The organism is Solirubrum puertoriconensis (assembly GCF_001483135.1).
Classification (GTDB): Bacteria; Bacteroidota; Bacteroidia; order Cytophagales; family Hymenobacteraceae; genus Solirubrum; species Solirubrum puertoriconensis.
This window is the reverse complement of sequence record NZ_LNAL01000003.1, coordinates 707,067-725,446: the sequence shown is the minus strand read 5'-3', so window position 1 is coordinate 725,446 and position 18,380 is coordinate 707,067. Positions and strand designations below refer to the sequence as shown.

General features: G+C 60.1%; 15 protein-coding genes. 13 read left to right on the top strand and 2 right to left on the bottom strand.

The window, feature by feature from the left end; translation table 11 throughout:
* The first annotated feature begins 423 nt into the window (after window positions 1–423).
* The 4 genes from ASU33_RS03600 (at window position 424) to ASU33_RS03585 (ending at window position 6,884) form a co-directional block, all read left to right on the top strand.
* Window positions 424–3,603 carry a DUF8696 domain-containing protein gene (locus ASU33_RS03600; protein WP_160328124.1) on the top strand — a complete coding sequence of 1,060 codons (3,180 nt, stop codon included), beginning with the start codon at window positions 424–426 and terminating at the stop codon, window positions 3,601–3,603.
* Window positions 3,604–3,704: 101 nt separating this feature from the next.
* A complete protein-coding gene (locus ASU33_RS03595; protein WP_059068188.1) occupies window positions 3,705–4,439 on the top strand; it encodes a hypothetical protein in 735 nt (244 codons plus the stop codon).
* A gap of 108 nt (window positions 4,440–4,547) precedes the next feature.
* The gene (locus ASU33_RS03590) at window positions 4,548–5,909 is read left to right on the top strand and encodes a dicarboxylate/amino acid:cation symporter (RefSeq protein ID WP_078062837.1); all 1,362 of its coding nucleotides are present in this window, start codon (window positions 4,548–4,550) and stop codon (window positions 5,907–5,909) included.
* Window positions 5,910–6,323: 414 nt separating this feature from the next.
* Window positions 6,324–6,884, top strand: coding sequence for a hypothetical protein (locus ASU33_RS03585; protein ID WP_059068185.1), 561 nt, complete (start codon window positions 6,324–6,326; stop codon window positions 6,882–6,884).
* Between the two features lie 60 nt (window positions 6,885–6,944).
* Here ASU33_RS03585 and ASU33_RS03580 read toward each other — a convergent pair whose 3' ends face one another.
* Window positions 6,945–7,385 (bottom strand): energy transducer TonB, encoded by a 441-nt coding sequence (locus tag ASU33_RS03580; protein WP_059068183.1) that lies wholly within the window; start codon window positions 7,383–7,385, stop codon window positions 6,945–6,947.
* A 198-nt stretch (window positions 7,386–7,583) separates the two neighbouring features.
* Here ASU33_RS03580 and ASU33_RS03575 point away from each other — a divergent pair, with 198 nt between their 5' ends.
* From ASU33_RS03575 to ASU33_RS03540, 8 genes are all read left to right on the top strand, one after another.
* Window positions 7,584–7,886: a sll1863 family stress response protein gene (locus ASU33_RS03575; RefSeq protein WP_059068181.1), complete on the top strand. Its 303-nt coding sequence runs from the start codon at window positions 7,584–7,586 to the stop codon at window positions 7,884–7,886.
* 12 nt (window positions 7,887–7,898) lie between these two features.
* A complete protein-coding gene (locus ASU33_RS03570; protein WP_059068178.1) occupies window positions 7,899–8,225 on the top strand; it encodes an outer membrane protein assembly factor BamE in 327 nt (108 codons plus the stop codon).
* Between the two features lie 237 nt (window positions 8,226–8,462).
* Window positions 8,463–9,440: an alpha/beta fold hydrolase gene (locus tag ASU33_RS03565; protein ID WP_216818535.1), complete on the top strand. Its 978-nt coding sequence runs from the start codon at window positions 8,463–8,465 to the stop codon at window positions 9,438–9,440.
* A 75-nt stretch (window positions 9,441–9,515) separates the two neighbouring features.
* Window positions 9,516–10,106 carry a DUF7010 family protein gene (locus tag ASU33_RS03560; protein ID WP_059068174.1) on the top strand — a complete coding sequence of 197 codons (591 nt, stop codon included), beginning with the start codon at window positions 9,516–9,518 and terminating at the stop codon, window positions 10,104–10,106.
* A gap of 51 nt (window positions 10,107–10,157) precedes the next feature.
* Entirely contained in the window at window positions 10,158–11,366 is a 1,209-nt protein-coding gene (locus ASU33_RS03555) for a sensor histidine kinase (protein WP_059068172.1), read from the top strand.
* 46 nt (window positions 11,367–11,412) lie between these two features.
* On the top strand, window positions 11,413–12,150 hold the full coding sequence (locus ASU33_RS03550; protein ID WP_059068170.1) for a LytR/AlgR family response regulator transcription factor: 738 nt from the start codon (window positions 11,413–11,415) through the stop codon (window positions 12,148–12,150).
* A 142-nt stretch (window positions 12,151–12,292) separates the two neighbouring features.
* A complete protein-coding gene (locus ASU33_RS03545) occupies window positions 12,293–13,198 on the top strand; it encodes a hypothetical protein (RefSeq protein ID WP_149867011.1) in 906 nt (301 codons plus the stop codon).
* 182 nt (window positions 13,199–13,380) lie between these two features.
* A complete protein-coding gene (locus tag ASU33_RS03540; protein ID WP_059068165.1) occupies window positions 13,381–13,668 on the top strand; it encodes a hypothetical protein in 288 nt (95 codons plus the stop codon).
* 97 nt (window positions 13,669–13,765) lie between these two features.
* Here the strand turns inward: ASU33_RS03540 and paaN are convergent, their stop codons facing one another.
* Complete coding sequence (paaN, locus tag ASU33_RS03535; protein ID WP_350308175.1) at window positions 13,766–15,442, bottom strand: phenylacetic acid degradation protein PaaN; 1,677 nt, start codon at window positions 15,440–15,442, stop codon at window positions 13,766–13,768.
* A gap of 115 nt (window positions 15,443–15,557) precedes the next feature.
* On the opposite strand from paaN, the gene ASU33_RS03530 reads away from it, so the two are divergent.
* Complete coding sequence (locus ASU33_RS03530) at window positions 15,558–18,380, top strand: S8 family peptidase (protein WP_059068161.1); 2,823 nt, start codon at window positions 15,558–15,560, stop codon at window positions 18,378–18,380.

The window sequence follows — 18,380 nt, the reverse complement described above, 5'->3', positions numbered from 1 at the left end:
GCCTGCTACCTGCCCGAATTCTTTCCGGTCGGCTACATACCAACGCTGCGGTGTGTGGCTTGGCAAGCTGTTGCCATTGCACAGTTGCCCAGTTTGCTGGCCAGCCACGCCCGCAAGCTTATGTGCGCCTAATCGGGCTTGTTGCGCCAAGCCACGCCTCTTGCCTTGAGCCCTTCCTGGCTCTAGCTCCCCCTTCTGCCCCTTACAGGCACCTAGTGCTAGTAGCCCAGCTGTGCGCACAGCTGCTGGTTGGCACTTGCTGCTACCCCTCACACACCTAACAACCAACAACCCATGAAGCTACCTTACTGTACCGCAAACAGCTTTGCTGAGCGAAAGACCACCCCACGGGTGGCGGCTTCAATTAATTTACATTCGCTGAAGTCCGGTTGGCTTCGCTCCCTGCTGGCATTGGTTGGCCTCGTGCTTGTCCTGGCCGTTCCCACGTTGGGGCAACAAGGCAATCCGGCCAACACCGACCTAACCAGCTGCTACGGAAGTTGTACCTCCAACGACTTCACGATTACCAAGGCCTACCTCTCCGACGCCAACGGTAATCCTATTACATCCAGCGCGTGTAGCGGAGGCGGTACTGTTGATGCTTACCTCAGCATCACGTTCAGAAACAACACCAGCAGCGACCGGAACGGTATTTTCATTTCGGGTCGTATTAATGGCAACTACCTAGCCATCTGCTTTCCGGGCAGCTTACCCAAGCAAACATCCACTACCTACACCTACTCGCAGAAAATTAAGTGGACCTGCGGTACTGACCTCACCCTTACTGACACTTTTGTGGGTTGGGGTAGTGCCAGCGAACAAGTTTGTAGCCTGACTTGCACTCAAGCAACCCCCTCTAAATGCCGGCAGGTAGGCAACCTTCGCATTGTTACGCCACTTATTCCGGACTTCACTTTCTCTGCTGACTGCGTTTCCGGCAACCTTTTTAGCACAGTAAGCTTCAACAACAGCACCACTGGCGGATACGGCAACTATACCTACAAGTGGTCGTTCGGCGACGGAAGCACCAGCACGCAAGAGGACCCCAGCCATACCTACACTGCGGCTGGGCTGTATAACGTTGAGCTGGAAATAACCGACACCCAGTACGAGCTTGATGAGAACGGCGTACCTACCTCGGTTGTGCTCAGCACCGAGAAAGAGACCGTTACTAAGCAGGTAAACGTAGTGGCGTGCTGCACGCCGCCTACCATTACTACCCAGCCCACTGCCCAACAAAAATGCGCCGGCGAGTCGGCTAGCTTCTCCGTAGCCTCCACAGGTGGCGTACCTGCGCCCACGGTGCAATGGCAGCTAAGCACCGATAATGGCGGCAGCTGGAACAACCTAAGCAATGCTGCGCCCTACAGCGGGGTTACCTCCACCACCCTGGCTATTTCGAGCATTACTACCTCGATGAATGGCTACCGGTATAGAGCCGTGCTGCAAAGTGGGGCTTGTACTGCTGTAAATTCCGATGCGGCCATCCTCAGTGTCGATCCTACCTCAGTAGGCGGTTCGGTAGCGAGCAGCGGCACGGTGTGCTCGGGCAACAACGGCGGCACGCTCACTTTGTCGGGGCAAACTGGTACAGTGGTGCGGTGGGAGGCCTCAGTGAACGGTGGCGCGTACAATGCCATTCCCAATACCGCCGGCCTCACTTCCTACGCCTACAGCAACCTCACGCAAACCACCGCCTTCAGGGCAGTGGTGCAGAGCGGCGTGTGCGCAAGCGCCAACTCCTCGCCCGCTACCATTACTGTTGAACAAAACATTGGTAACAACATTATCGGAAGCGCCCAAACCATTTGCACCGGCTCAATGCCCAGTAGCCTCACCGGCTCGCAACCAACCGGCGGTAGTGGCGGCTACACTTATCAGTGGCAGCAGAAAGCCGCGGGCGATGCTGATTTCGCAAACATACCAGGAACCAATAGCCAGAACTACGCTCCAGGTGCGCTTACGACAACCACTCAGTTCCGCCGCATTGTATCGGGTGGCCAATGCGCTGCCAGCACTTCCGATCCAATAACCATCACCGTTGAGCCGGCTTCGGTAGGCGGCTCAGTGGCAGGCGGCGGAGCAGCGTGTGCCGGCACCAACAATGGCACACTCACGCTCTCTGGGCAAACTGGCACAGTGGTGCGTTGGGAGGCCTCGGTGAACGGCGGGGCTTATGGCGCCATTGCCAATACCGCTGGCCTTACCTCTTACTCCTACAGCAACCTAACCCAGACAACCTCCTTTAGGGCGGTAGTGCAGAGCGGTTCGTGTGCAGCGGCTAACTCTTCGCCTGCAACTGTCACCATCACGCCGGCTTCGGTGGGTGGCTCTGTTGCCGGTGGCCGATCGGTATGCGCGGGCAGCAACAGTGGCCCGCTCACCTTGTCGGGGCAAACGGGTGCAGTGGTGCGATGGGAGTCGTCGGTGAACGGCGGCGCGTACAATGCTATTGCCAACACGGCTGGGCTCACCTCCTACGCCTACAGCAACCTCACGCAAACCACCGCATTCAGAGCGGTAGTCCAAAGCGGTTCGTGCGCTACGGTCAATTCTTCGCCGGCTACCATCACGGTAAACACCTGCGACAAATTCTGCACGCTCACGCAAGGTGGCTGGGGCAACTCTAATGGCCGGGTTTGCAACGGGCCGATTCGCGTCGACCTTATTACCACTCTGCTTCGGAATGGCGGCGACCTAACGATTGGCATCGGGCCAAACCGGATCAATTACTCCAATACTGCTGCTCAGGCAGCAACTTTGGCTGCTTGTATTCTGAAGGCAATGCCCGCAGGGGGTACCGCCGGTACGTTGCCAAACGTAGGCCAGGTTTCGGGCTGCAGCTTACCGGGCTCGTTGCTGAAAAACGACAAATTCAACAACGTACTCATTGGGCAAGTAATGGCCCTGGAGCTGAACCTGCGCCTCGATGCTTACCTGAGTAACCAACCTTTCGGCAGCAGCAACTTAGGCTCATTGATGCTTACAAGCTCCATGACAACGTACCGCGCCACCACGTGCGGCGCCGGTGGGGTTGCTGATCCAACGGATCTGACGGGTATTACTCGTACCATCCCGAGTTCGGTGATTAATTACCTGAACACTTCGGGTGGCGGTGCTACTGTTGCCAACCTGCTGAAGCTGGGCGAAGAGATGCTGGGTGGCACCGCCGGTAGTGGCCGCCCAAGCTTTGCCGACGTGAACGCGGCCATCACGGCCGTAAATGAGCTATTCGATAACTGCCGCGTACTTGCCTCGCCAGTATACGCCATGTCGGCAGTTAGCACCACAGCTTCGCTTTCTGGTACTGCACCAGCACCGAAGAGCCTGAAACCCGAAAGCGGCCTGAGCACCTCGCTGTATCCCAACCCCGCCAGCGCCGATGCTACCATTACGTTCTCGGTAGCGAAATCGGGCCGGGCTGTGGTTGAGGTGTACAACGCCCTAGGTGCCCGCGTGGCCAAGCTCTACGATGCCGAGGTGCAAGCCGGCGAAGTGAAATCGGTGACGCTGCACGGCGAGCAGTTGCCCACGGGCACGTACTTCTACCGCGTCAGCACCGGCGAGCAAAGCAAAACCAACCGCTTCAGCTTGGTGAAGTAAGCTTTGCCGAGTCCTAGGTTGCAAAAAGGTCCGCCTGTATAGGCGGGCCTTTTTCGTGCTCTAAAACGTAGTTACTACCTTGGGTACCTAGGGCCAGCATCATGTACACCGCACGCCGCCATTCGCGCAAGTTGTTTTTCCCGTCGGGGCTGTTGGTGCTGGCGTGGGGGCTGTGGGTGTTCTGCACGTTTATCCGAACGGACAGGCGTGCGCAGGTGCAGCACGTGATGCAAGTAACATTTCCACTGTTGCCCCACACCGCAACTTATCAAGCATTGTTTAGGGAGCTGAACTATCCGGAGGTAATTTCCCAACATTCCTGGCGTACGACAGAGCTAAACGGCAATCGTTATGCTGATTCGCTGAAGCTGGCTGGGTTGCAGGCTGCTGCTGCCCGTTTGGCCAAATCATCAAACGATGTGTGGGGCATTCAAATTAAGTTCGGTTCCAATGCGCGGTACCAATCGTTGGTAACAGCTCTGGACATTCCCCAAAGGGTCGGCCTGCAACGTTACTTCTGCTTTCCTACAAGCTCATCTTATTCGCTGTACCTACTTGGCAACGAGCCAAAACCTATAATTACCAACGAACCCGAATCAATAATTTCAACTTGGGTTTGCGGGACTCCCTATGAATTGGCCAAACCTTCACCGTACGTGCCCACTTGGCAACGTTTGTTGGCCAGTTTCGCCCCGCAAACGGCCGCGGTGGCCGGGCCTCTGGTAACCTCTGCCTGGCGCTACCCGGCTTTGCTAGTATGCCTGGCTTGCGTAGCCGCGCTGTGGCAATGCAGCCGCCTACTGATGCGAGCTGTGCGTACCCGCAACCCTAGGTAGCGCAGGCACCGCCGGGCTCAGTCAACCGCAGCAACTCCCCAACGGCACCGCCAACCCGCCCCACTACCCGCGCGCATTTGCTACTTTGCCGGCTGGCTCGCCGTCTGCATGAAAAAACTCGCCCGCAACCTCACGTTTCAGGTACTTACTGCCATTGTCCTAGGGGTGCTGCTAGGCGCGTTTTTCCCGGGCGTGGGGGCCGCCCTCAAGCCCGTGGGCGAAACGTTTATCCGGCTCATCAAAATGCTCATCGGGCCCATTATCTTCCTCACGGTGGTGCTGGGCATTGGCAGCATGGGCAGCCTGAAAAAGGTGGGCCGGGTGGGCGGCAAAGCGCTGCTGTACTTCGAGCTGATTACCACGTTTGCCCTGCTGCTGGGTGTGGCCGCCGCCAACCTGGTGCAGCCCGGCGCCGGCATCGACACCTCGGCGGCTACCGGCAAAGCCGCCGAAACCCAGAAGTACGCCGAGCAGGCCGCCGGCATGGATTGGGTGGCCTTTTTCACGCACATCGTGCCCGAAAGCATGGTGGGCGCTTTTGCCGAGGGAGATGTGCTGCAGGTGCTGCTGGTGGCGGTGCTGTTTGGCCTTGCCCTCACGCGCATGCCCGAAGCGGTGGCGAAGCCGCTTATTGCCACCTTCGATCGGCTGAGCCACGTGCTGTTTGGCGTGCTGGGCATGGTAATGAAGCTGGCGCCCCTAGGTGCTTTCGGAGGCATGGCCTACACCATCGGCAAGTACGGCCTGCATACGCTGCTGCCGCTAGCTAAGCTAATGGCCTCGGTGTACCTCACGATGGCCTTGTTCATTTTTGGAGTGCTGGGGCTGGTGGCGCGGTACTACCGCTTTAGCTTGTGGCGGCTGCTGGGCTTCATCAAGGAAGAGCTGCTGATCGTGTTGGGCACCTCGTCGTCGGAATCGGCTTTGCCGCGGCTGATTGATAAGCTAACGGCCTACGGCTGCTCGCGCTCCGTAGCGGGCCTCGTGATACCCACGGGCTACTCCTTCAACCTCGATGGCACCACCATTTACCTGTCCATGGCCAGCATCTTTCTGGCGCAGGCCTTCAACATACCGCTTAGTATAGGGCAGCAGCTTACCATTATTGGCATTCTGATGGTGACGAGCAAGGGCGCAGCGGGCGTTACGGGCTCGGGCTTTGTGGTGCTGGCCTCTACCCTGGCCGCCACCAAAACCATTCCCGTCGAGGGCATGGCGCTGCTGCTCGGCGTCGACAGGTTTATGTCGGAGGCGCGGGCCATCACCAACATCATCGGCAATGCGGTGGCGGCGGTGGTGGTAGCCAAAAGCGAAAACGAATTCGACGAAGTCCGCAACCGTTGGGCACTGGCCGGCCACGTACCACCCGAAAGCGACACGGCCGCTGACCTGCCCGAGCACGCGGTTGCGGTGCAGGCATCGGCTACTTTGGGGCCTGAGGACAAGAAAGAGGCGAAGGCCGGAAGCTAGAGCTAGGGTTAGCGGGTAGTTCCCCTCCTCAGATGAGGAGGGGCTAGGGGTGGTTGATGGTCGTTGGGCTGGTGCTTGACCAATTACCCTAGGTCGTCATGCTGAGCGAAGTCGAAGCATCTCTACCGCTTCGCCAGATACTAACTTCAACGAAGCGGTAGAGATGCTTCGACTTCGCTCAGCATGACGTTCTTTTGTCGGACGTGCTGTTTAGTTGATTTTACTATCCGCCGCGAGGTCAACCACCCCAGCCGCAACTCCGTTGCGGCGTCCCCTCCTCATCTGAGGAGGGGAGCTTTTTTCGGGCTTCGCCTTCTATCTCCGGCTTCGCGGCTTGCGTACACAGCAAAAAACTGCACTTTCGGAAGCAAAAACCGCCCGCGCGTTGTTGTTTGCCTATATCCAATTGACTACATGCCCGCCTTACCACCCGATTTACGCAAAGCATTGCTCAACCTGCCGCAAAAGGAGAAGGACCAACTGCTGGTGCGCTTGGTGTGCCAGGACAAGGTGCTGACCGAACAGCTGCAGTTTCGCCTGCTCGAAGGGCCCGAAGCCTTGGAGGACCGGCGCGAGCGGCTGCGCGAGCGGCTCGACGACCCGGTGCGCGGCTACCACCAAACGCCCAACGACTTGCTGCTGATTTTGCGGCAGCTGCAAAACCAAATCAGCTACCACGCCAAGATTACCGGCGACACCTTTGGCGAAGCCGAGCTGACCGTGCGCTTGCTCAACAACGTGTTTCGGCACCAGCCCGCCTCGGTGGCCCGCCTTAGCGGCCCCAACCAGCCCTTGCTCAACCACGTGGTGCGCCGCACCGATACGGTGCTGCGCCAAGCCGAGAAGCTCGAAACCGACTACCACATTGAGTTGGCCGACGCCGTGAACGAGCTGCTTACCAACATTTGGAGCACGGCCGCTGCCCCGCTTGCCCGCGACCTAGGGCTGCCCAAACAATGGGGTGTTTTCCACTAATACTTACACGGCCCCGGCCTGCGCGTAGCCCCGATGCCCTAGGTGGTGTTCGGGGCTTTTTTATTCCAGCGCCCTGAACACGATGGGCAAGGTGTAGGCCACGCGCACGGGCTGCCCCGCTACGCTGCCGGGCGTCCACCAGGGCATAATCCGCACGAGGCGCAGGGCTTCGGCGTCGAGGTCGGCAGCGAGGCCTTTTACCACCTGCGGCTCGAGCAGATGGCCGCGCTCATCTACCACAAACTGCACGTACACCTTGCCCGATAGGCCCTTGCGCAGCGCCTCTTCGGGGTAACGCAGTTTGGCTTTCAGGAAGGATCGGAGCGCCTCCGAGCCGCCGGGAAAAGTGGGCATGATGTCGGGAGCGTGATACACAGTAGTAGCGGCCGAGGCCGTGGCTTCGGCAGCGGTGTCGCTTACCAGGGTACTTTGTTGGGCTACGGCAGGTGCGGCTGCGAGCAACGTGGCCGCTAATACCAGCGGCCCGATTAGGTGTGGCATGGAGGATGGTAACTTCTTCGGCTTGAAGGCGCTGCAAACCTATGCGGCAGTCGGAGTTAGCCGATGAACGCTGAATTATGCTTGTGTTGCCGTTGTGTTGAGCGTGGCCGGAGCATCTTTTCGAAGCCCAAATCAGTAAAAAGCCATATGCCGCCCCAAGTGGCTACCAACCACCCTTCCGATTCTCTCTCCCACGCCATGAGCTACACGCCTAACCCCGACCACATGCGTGCGCCTAACCACCTCAGCGAAAACGAGCTGCGGCAGGCGCTCGACGAGCTGGACACCAAGATTAAAACCCTGCATGCCCGCGCCAACGCTACCACCGCCAACTCGCCGCACCACTACCACGAGCACATTGCTGCCCTGGAAGTGAAGCGCAGCAAACTGGCCGAGCAACTGGGCACCTCGGGCCGCGATGCAGGCCAGCAAGGCAGCGTCTGGACGGAAATTAAGCGCGGCATTGATACCCTGCGCGACGACATCAGCAAGCTTATATAACTGCCCCAACCAATGCGCAACCGACTGATTGGGGTGGTAATGGCAGCAGCCCTGCTGTATGCCTGTACCGCGCAAGAAAGCTACCAAAACGCCGTAGCCTGCACCGAAATTGAAACGGGCATGACCCAGGAACAAGTGCGCCACCTGATGGGTGAGCCCACCGGCGACGACACCGGCGCCGACGGCGGCCACACGTGGTCGTACCTGTTTGGCAGCGCTACCGACACGCAACCGATTAAGATTGTTTTCGGGGCCGATGGCCGCGTAACCAGCAAGCAGTGCGCCCCCGAGGCGCAAGGCGACAAACGCCCCGATAGCGGCGACTACGGCAAGCAGTAACCCCTGCTCTTCAGCATTTAAAAGCGGCCTCTCACCTAGGGGCCGCTTTTTGCTTTTGGAGCGGTTGCGCGCTGCCCCGTTGGCACCCCGAATGCGCCGCAAACCAAGCTTACCACTCGGCCCAACTTTTTTACCATTCGGCGGGGCGGCTTACCGCTCGCCTAGGTTTTGCTTTCGCCCGGGGCCGCGAGGCGCCACCTTTGGATCATCAACCACGACACAAACCCGCTGATGACCATGAAACGCTTCGCTACTCTCCTCCGCCCCATTTGCGCTGCCCTGCTGCTGACCGCCGCCCTGGCCCCTGCCGCAACCCTGGCTGCCCAGCCAGCCGCGGCTGCCCACGCCGCCGACAACCCCGCCGCGCACCCCAACTTTACGGTGCGTGTGGTGGGCAAAGGCCAGCCCGTGCTGCTGATTCCGGGCCTTACCTGCCCCGGCGCCGTGTGGGACGAAACGGTGGCCCGCTACCAGCAGCAGTACCAGTGCCATATTGTGTCGCTAGCGGGGTTTGGCGGCGAGGCGGCTCCGGCCAGCACCGATAACCTGCTGCTGAATGTTCGCGACCAGCTGCTGACTTACATCAAAACCCAAAAGCTGCAGCGCCCGGCCATTATCGGCCACAGCCTGGGTGGTTTTATGGCCCTCTGGCTGAGCGCCACCCAGCCCGAGGCTATCGGCCCGCTGGTGATTGTGGATTCGCTGCCGTTTATGTCGGCCATTCAAAACCCCAACCTCACGGCCGAAATGGCTAAGCCCATGGCCGAGGGCATGCGCCAGCAAATGAGCCGCGGCCCCATGCCTGCGGCCCAGCAGCGCCAAATGGTAGCCAGCATGATTACCGACACCGCCCGCCAAACCGTAGCCGCCCGCTGGGGCCGCCTCTCCCACCCCGCCACTGTAGGGCAAGCCATGTACGATATGTCTACCACCGACCTGCGCCAGGACATAGCCCGCATTCAGCAACCGGTGCTGGTGCTAGGTGCCTGGGCTGGCTACAAGCAGTTTGGCTCGACGAAGGAAAGCACCCGCGCCATTTTCGAGCAGCAGTACACCAAGCTGCCCCAGCACCGCATTGAAATGTCGGAGGCCGGGCGCCACTTCCTGATGTGGGACGACCAGCAGTGGTTTTTCGCCCAAACGGATGCTTTCTTGCAGCAGTATGCCCCCGCTAAGGCCAAAGCAAAAAACCCGGCCCGCACAAAAAACAGCTAAGTTTCGGGCCGACGACGATGGGTCGTCGGCCTACATTGCCTGCTTACCTACGCTTCCACAACCGCTTTCCTAGTCATGATCCGCCAAGAAGATTTCGCCGCCCTGCACCTGGAGCTGTCGGTAAAAGCCAAAAACGGCCTCGATTTTATTGCCGCTGCCACCCTGCTCTGGGCCGGTATTGCGGTGGTATGGGCGCTGCCGGGCTCGGCTTCGCAACACAGCCTCTACACGTTTATGGCCAGCGGCCTGATGCTGCCCCTGGCGCGGCTACTCTCGGGCGTGTTCGGCACCACCTGGACGCTCAAGCACAACCCGCTGCAGCCTTTGGGTTTGTGGCTCAACTTCGCGCAGCTGTTTTATTTTCCGTTTCTGGTGTTTGTGTACCTGCGCAACCCCGAGTATTTTATCATGGTGTACGGCATCATCACGGGGGCACATTTTTTCCCATACGCCTGGTTTTACCGCACGGCCGCGTTTGCGGTAGCGGCCGGCGTAATTGCCGGGGGCTGCCTGGCCCTGGGCTTGTACCTGGCACCCTCGCAGCTGTACCTTATTCCGGCTTTCATCAGCGGCTCGATGGTGCTGCTGGGGGCATGGCTGTGGGCTGATTACCGGGCCAAAACCCGCTTGGCCGCTGCGCAACCGGCGGCCGTGGCTGTGGCCTAACTGCTGCTCAGCAGGTATCCGATTGTTGGTTACAGCATAGCAACTCAGCCCATGAATCCTCTCGCTACGGTGCCGCCCCCCAGCCGCTCTTACTGGCGCCTGCAGCTTATTGGTTGGGCCCTGTACGGCGTGTTTGGGGTGGTGGGCTACACCATGTTCACCCAAAAGTTTGCGGGCCATATCGTGGTCATTCAACTGGTGGTAGCGGCTACCATGGTGGTCTTGTCGCACGGGCTGCGCTACATCATCAGGCGCTACCAATGGGTGCAATTGCCGCTGCTGGGCGTGCTGTGGCGCTTGCTGCTGATCAACGCCCTGCTCTCGGTACTGAGCCAGGTGATTATCTGGACGATAACGCTGCTGGTGGTGCTGCCGCTGATGATGCCCGGTGGCAAACCACAGAGCTGGGGCGAGTTTGTCGGCTACGCGCTCAACGTCAACTTTGTGCTGTGGCTGTGGTCGGTGGTGTACTTTGGGCTGCACTACCTGCGCAGCTACCGCCAGGCCGAGGTAGATAAGTGGAAGCTGGCTGCCGCCGTGCGCGAGGCCGAAATGCAAACCCTGAAGGCACAAATCAACCCGCACTTTCTTTTCAACGGCCTCAACAACATTCGCTCCCTTATCGGCGAAGACCCCGAGCAGGCCCGCCACATGCTTTCGCACCTATCGGAGCTGCTGCGCTACGCTATTCAGCTGAACCGCACCGAGCAAGTGCCCCTAGGTAAGGAGCTGGCCGTGGTGCAGGACTACTTGCAGCTCGAGTCGTTGCAGCTCGAGGAGCGCCTGCGCTACACCATCGATGTACCCGCCGACTGCCTGGGTGTGCAGTTGCCGCCCATGCTGGTGCAGGTGCTTGTCGAAAACGCCATCAAGCACGGCTTGGCGCAGTTGCCAACCGGCGGCGAGTTGCGCGTGCAAGCCCGTTGCGCCAACGGCGAATTGTTGCTGAGCGTGGAAAACACCGGTCAATTAAGCAATGGCCCCGCCAAAGCCGATGGCACTGGCACCGGCCTGCGTAACGCTCGCGAACGGCTGCGCTTGCTGTTCGGGCTTAGGGCCGAGCTCAGCCTTGAGCAAGCCACCCCCGATACCGTTGCGGCGCGCCTGCGCCTGCCCATTGTCGGCGATGAACAATTAGTAAATGATCAATTAGTAATGAACAATGAGCAATTGTCGACCAGCCCCGAACCGTTGCCACCAAGCCACGGGCCGGCCCTAGGTGCCGCTACTACATTCAGCCCGCCTGCACTTCGCCCCTGATTCACCTGCTCTCCTACTCATTGCTCATTATTACTAATTGCCGCGTATGAACATTCTGTTGGTTGACGACTCGCGCCTAGCCCGGCAGGAGCTCCGCCGCTTGCTGCAGCGCCACCCCGATGCCGTGGTGGTAGGCGAGGCCGCCAACGCCGACGAGGCCACCACGCGCATTGCCGAACTGCAACCCGATGTGCTGCTGCTCGACATCCATATGCCCGGCCGCTCGGGTTTCGAGCTGCTGGCCGGCCTCGATGGCCCAGCGCCGCACGTCATCTTCACTACCGCTTTCGATCAGTACGCCGTGCAGGCTTTTGAGGTAAACGCCCTCGACTACCTGCTGAAGCCCGTGGATGAACAGCGCCTAGGTGCCGCCTTGGCCAAAGCACGCACGGCCCTGAGCACCGACTCGGCCGACGAACCCGAGGCCGTTGCGCCCTCGCGCGAGTTGCTGCGCGAAAACGACCAGGTGTTTGTGAAAGATGGCGAACGGTGCTGGTTTGTGCGCCTTGCCGATGTGCGCCTGCTCGAAGTGGCCGACAACTACACCCGCCTGCACTTTCACGATGTGCACCCGCTGATTTCGCGCACGTTGCAGCAGCTCGAGAGCCGCCTCGATCCAAATGTGTTCTTTCGCGCCAACCGCCAGCAAATCATCAACCTCAAGCACATCGAGCACATCGAGCCGTGGTTTAGCAGCACACTCAAAATACAGCTTCGCGGCGGCCCCGAGGTGGAGGTGTCGCGGCAGCAATCCATGCGCTTCCGCGAGGCCATGAGCCTGTAACGGCTAACACCGCTAAATTGCCTTACATTAAAAGTGTATTAAAAATATCTGATTTAATCTTAACTTAATAACAATACCTGCTGCCTTTAGTATACTAGCTAGCCTGCACTCTTTTGTCGAATTTATTGGTAAACAGACGGCTATGCTTGTTTTTACTGTTTTGGCCGATTTCTCCGGAGCTGCCGCCAACGCTCTGGAGTACGCCAGCTTTCTAGCCCGTCAGCTTACGGCTCGCCAGCTAAGCGTGCGTTTACGAGTGCTTTCGGTTGCCGCCGATCTGAGCACGACCCAAGGGTTGTCGGCAGCGCCTACGCTTCCTCCGCTCGAGCTGCTCAATCAGCGTTTGGCCTTGCTGGAGCGCCTGCAGAACGCTTCGATACCTTATACCCACGAGCTATTGCAGCAACCCGTTGCCGAGTGCCTACCGGATATGATGTCGGCCGCCTTGCCCACGGTGTTCATTTGCGGTCGTACCGATACTACCGCTCCCTCGGCCGAGCAAACGTTGCTGCACCTTATCAGGCTGGTAACGCATCCGATGCTGCTGGTGCCCGAGCAATACCGCGAGCATGCCATTCCGCAGCGCATAGTGTTCGATACCGACCGCAAGCCGGTGCACTTGTCCAAATCGGTGGCTATTGTGCCCGAGTTTCTGCTGCAGTTTCAAACCAACCGCGTGCTGTACCTAGGGCAAGGCCGTGCGGGCGCCCGGCGCTTGCTTACGCGCGTAATTCCGGAGGCGGTAGCTATCCACATTTACACCACTGCGCAAGCGCCCGAGCCCGACGACATCCTGGCCAATGTGCATGCCACGCAGCTGCTTCACGGCCTGTCGCACACAATTCAAACCAACCAGCATTTCAGCATCGAGCAGGGCATCATCGAAACTGCGTTGTCCAACTCCGCCGACCTGCTCATGTTTGTGGCCCGGCAGCAGTCGTTGCCCGGCGAGCTGTTTTATGGCAGCCCCACCGCCGGCCTTATGCTGCACACGCCCATTCCGGCCCTGGTAATACCCGAGGCGGCCCCGGTACTGTGGCCGGGCTAAAAGCCCGGTTTTGGCTGCGCAATTCGCACATATACATTGCACGCCTGGCGGTACCCGCCAGGCGTTTTGCTTTTACACAACTCATAGCTCAACCATATCCTTTTGAAGATAAGCAGAGTAAACCCATATAATTATCCGGCTGCGGCTGGACGCTACCTATAACCATTAGCCTTTCCGCGCCCATGAAAATTTCGACCCCACTGCTTGCGCTGAGCTTATTGCTGCTCGGCGGAGCTTGTACCCAAGACAAAGTGTTGCAGCAGCCCAAAAGCTACGGCAGTGTAAACGCAAAGCAGCAGCGCCGCCCCAACGATAAGTCGTCGTTCCGGAAGGAGCCGCCGCGCACCATCGGGCTTGGCGTTGATATGAATGCCAAAAACCCTTACAAGTTCCGCACCGTTAAGTCGCCCAAGGCCTACCGCTATACCAAACCAGTAAGTGCCAGGGCCCCACGCGGCACTTCGCAATAACCCCATCAGAGCCACCGTTCCAAACAAAACACCCCGGCACCTCACGGCACCGGGGTGTTTTGGCGTTAACCAACAGCTGTCAATTTATAATCGTTAATCAGCTGGCAATTGGTTCGCGGAAGCCTACCCAGGTAAAGCGCTTCAGCACAAACTCGGGGTTAGTGAAAGAGGCGTTGCCGGCAGGGTTACCACCGGTCACGTGGAAGTCGGAGAAAGCCGCGTTCTGGTTCACGTAGAAACCGCCGGTGAGGTTGAAGCTTACAGCCGTGCCGGCGAGGCTCATTTGGTCCATGATTTCCTCTTTCAGCTCGGCATCGGTAGTGTAGGCCGCGCAGCTGATGGCACCGTACTCGCGGGCCAGCTCGGCGGCCAGCTTCACGCTCTCGTGCGAATTTTTGGTTTTGATGGCCAGCATGATCGGGCCGAACAGCTCGCGGCTGAAGTGCTCCTTTAGCGTGGCATCAACCTCGTACAGCGCGGGCGAGCAGGTGCGGGCGTTCTGGAACGTGGAGTTCTGCACTTTGCCGTGCGCCAGCACGTTGCGGTGGCCGCTCTGAGCCATTTGCTCCACGCGCTCGTGCGTGGCCGGGTTCTGGATGGCACCTAGCACGTGCGGCGCCGCCTTGGGGTTGGTGGCGAGACCTTGCACAGCGCCGGCCAGCTTCTGCACCACCTCCTCAAAGGGCACCAGCGTACCGGCTACCTTCACGCCCTGCTCCGGAATGAAGAAGTTCTGCGGAGCGGTGCACATCTGGCCCGAATACAGGCTTACCGAGAAAGCCAGGTTCTGAGCTACTTTATCGAGGTCGTCGCACGAGTCGAGGATAACCGAGTTCACGCCGGTTTTCTCGGTGAACACCGTTTTGCCTTTGCTCTGCAGGCTCTCGATGTAGTTGCCGAACTCGGTGCCGCCGGTGTAGTCGATCAGCTTCACGGTGGGGTGCTCGGCCAGCTCTTTGGTGATGAGGTGGTCGTCGGCGTCGACGGCCAATTGGCAGATGGTGGCGGGCAGGCCAGCGGCTACCAGCACTTTCTGCACTTCGGCTACCACAATGGCAATGGGCAGCACGGCCTTTGGGTGCGGCTTGATGACAACAGGGTTGCCTGTTACCAGCGAGGCGTACATGCCGGGCACCGTGTTCCAGGTGGGGAACGTGGAGCAACCGATGACCAGGGCCACACCCTTGGGCACCGGGCGCCAGGTTTTGTTTAGTCTGATGGTGTACTTGCCCATGGGCTTGTCCCAGCGGGTTTCTTCGGGGAAGCGCGTTTGCTCCTCGTAGCCGGCAGCCACGGCCTCCAAGGCGCGGTCGGCAGCGTGCGGGCCCGAGGCTTGAAACGACATCAGGAAGGCCTGCCCCGTGGTGTGCATGGTGGCATAGCCAATCTCGAAGAAGCGCTGCTTCATGCCTTCCAGGCTCTCAATAAGCAGTGCGGCCCGGTAGGCGGGCTTCAGCTTACGCCAAGCATCAAAAGCCTGCTGAGCGTTATGCACCAGTGTTTCGGGCGCGTAGTACGGGTATTTGATACCCAGGGCCGCCTGCTCGTAGGGCGACTCCTCTTGCCCGGCCCATGCTTCGGGCGCGCCTTGCTGCAGCTCGGCAAACGACTGCCCCCGCCGACCTAGGAAAGCCTCGCGGCCTTGGGCGTCGGCCTCGGCACCGTATACCTTGGGCGAGGGGTTTTCGGGGTACTGCGAAAAGAATGTGCGGCCGTGCAAGGCCTGTACGGCTTGCTCCAGGGTAGCCTGGTGTTTTGAGATTATAGCGTTCAAAATCGGGGGTTGGGGGTATGCAGAACAACGTCGAGCGAAAAAGCTCGGCCATGTGTGGCGGCAGGGTTAAATTTACGTAGTTAAGGCAGTCCTGCCCATCACATCATTTGCATCAATGAAACAGCTTTTACGCCTGCTGTTTTTCACGTATAGCTGGCTGCTGCTTTCGGGGGCAGCTGCAGCGCAAACTGCGCCGGTTGTTGCGGCCGAAGCCTCGACTACACTCCCCGGTACGGCCGTGTTTAAGCTGCGCGAAGGTGCCCCGTTGGTTTACGTAGAGCAAGCCCTAGGGCAGCTGGCAGCCAAGCGCGTGCTGCAGAAGTTTCCGCGGGCAGTGCCCCCTTCGGCCGACTTACCCGGCAGCGTGGAGCTGCGTACCATTTATGAGTTCAGCTACCCCACCGCGCTACCGTTTGCCAAGGTGCGCCAGGCACTGCTGAGCACCGGCGCCGTGGAGTACGTAGAGCCGCTGTACCAACGCGCGCCCTTGTATCAACCCAACGACCCGCTGGCCGACTCAACCAAGGCCGATGGGCAGTACCACCTAAAGCTCATTAAGGCCTATTCGGCCTGGAACCTGAGTAAGGGTGATACTTCCGTAGTAATTGGCATTACCGACAGCGGCGTACTGTTCAACCACCAGGATTTGCGCGGGCAGGCCAAGCTGAACTACGCCGATCCCATCAACGGCATCGACGACGACCGCGACGGGTATATCGATAATTTCCGGGGCTGGGACACCGGCGACAACGACAACGACCCTACGGCCTCGGTACCGCGCAGTGGCTTGTTTAGCCACGGCACGCTGGTAACCGGTGCCGCCGCCGCCGCCGCCGACAACGGCAAGGGCATAGCAGGCGTGGGTTTTAAGTGCCGGTTCATGCACATCAAAGTGTACCCGCAAACGCCCGAGGGTGCTTTTGGCGGTTATGAAGGCATTGTGTACGCCGCCGACCACGGCTGCAAAGTCATTAATATTTCATGGGGCGGCGTGGGCGGCAAGTCGCAGTTCGAGCAGGATGTGTGCACCTACGCGGCCGTAAACCGTGGGGCTGTGTTGGTAGCCGCCGCGGGCAACACCAATGCCGAGCTGGACTTCTACCCGGCTTCGTACGACCACGTACTGTCGGTAGCGGGGCTATCGGACTTCGACGAGCAAACCATTACCTACAGCTACCACGTGGGCCTGAGCGCCCCGGGCCGCCGCATACTTACCACCCTCTACGATGCCGAAGACACTTACGCACCGGTGGGCGGTTCGTCGTTTGCGGCGCCGCTGGTGGCCGGGGCAGCGGGGCTGGTGCGCAGCCTGTATCCGCAGCTTTCGGCCGCGCAGGTAGTGGCCGTGCTGCGCCGCTCCGCCGACGACATTTACAGCATTCCGAGAAATACCGCGTTAGTCGGCCGGTTGGGCACAGGTCGCCTGAATGTGCACCGCGCCTTGGCCCTAGGTGCCAACCAGACGGCCGTGCGGGTGCTAGGCCACAGCCTAAGCAAACCGCGGCTGTTGGCCGGCGACACAGCCCGCCTGGCGCTTACCATTCAAAATTTACTGCAGCCGGTGCAGGGCCTCACGCTCAGCATCAGCTCGCTTACGCCGCAGCTTAGCATTAGCAGCGGCAGCGCGGCAACCCTAGGTGCGCTGGGCACCAATGCCACGGCCACCGTGCCGGTGCGCCTGAGCATTGCACCCAACACGCCGGCCAGCACCCGCGCCGTGCTGCGCTGCCGCTTTACCGCGCCCAACGGCTTTGTGGCCGATGAGTACGTAACGCTGGAGCTGAACCCCGATTACGTGGTGCTGACGGCCAACAACCTGCACCTTACCGTTACCAGCCGGGGCAACCTGGGCTACGACAGCGGCAACACCGAAGTGGGCGCCAGCATTACTTACCGCAACTCGCCGGTATTGCTCAGCGAAGGCGGCTTGCTGGTGGCCACGGGCCCTACCAAAGTAGCCGACCGCCTGCGCAGCGTACCCAGTAACCGCGTCGATCAAGACTTTTTCAGCCAGCAAACCATAGCCATGCAAGCGGCTACGGCCGCCATGCAGCGCGCTACCGGGGCGTTTCAGGATTCGTTGCCGAGCCAAAGCAACGGCCGCACTGTAGGGGTGCGCGTGCGCCAGCGGGCCATGGCCTGGCCCGGTCCCGCCGCTGCCGACCGCGACTACGCCATTGTGGAGTACACTTTGCGCAACCTCTCGCCCGATACGTGGCAAACCCTGCACGCCGGCTTGTTTATGGACTGGGACCTGCCCGCCGAAGCCGGCCGCAACCTGGCCGCGTACGATTCGGCCCGCGCCCTCGGCTACGTGCACGATGCACTTAACCCTAGGTTGTTTGCGGGCGTGCGGCTGCTAGGAGCCGCGGCTCCTACCACGGCCTCGTACTACGCCATCGATAACGCTGCCCCAACTACAGCCGCGGTAAGCCTGCGCGACGGGTTTTCGTCGGCCGAAAAATTCCTGACGCTTAGCTCGGGCCGCAAGCAACGCACCGCAGGCACGCCCACCGGCTCCGACGTATCGCAGGTGCTGGGTGCTGCCCTAGGTCGCCTGGCCCCCAACGACTCCGTTACCGTAGCCTTTGCTGTGCTGGCCGCTCCTACCCTGGCCGAGCTGCAAGCCGCCGCCGATGCGGCCCAGTTACGCTACGCCCAGGTGTTGCCCACACGCCCCACGGTGGCACAGCAAGCTAGTTGGGCGGTATTCCCGAACCCAAGCCAAGGGAGCTTGCAGGTGCAGTTGCCCGGCAATGCGGCGGCTGGCTCGGTGCTTATGCTACGCAACAGCCTAGGGCAACAGGTGCGGACGTGGCGCGTAACGCAAGCCGCCACCGAGTTGCAGGTGCGGGCTTTGCCCGCGGGCGTGTACTTGCTGCAGTGGCAATCGGCCGGCGGCGAGGTACTTACGCGGCGGGTGGTGCTGCAGCCGTAA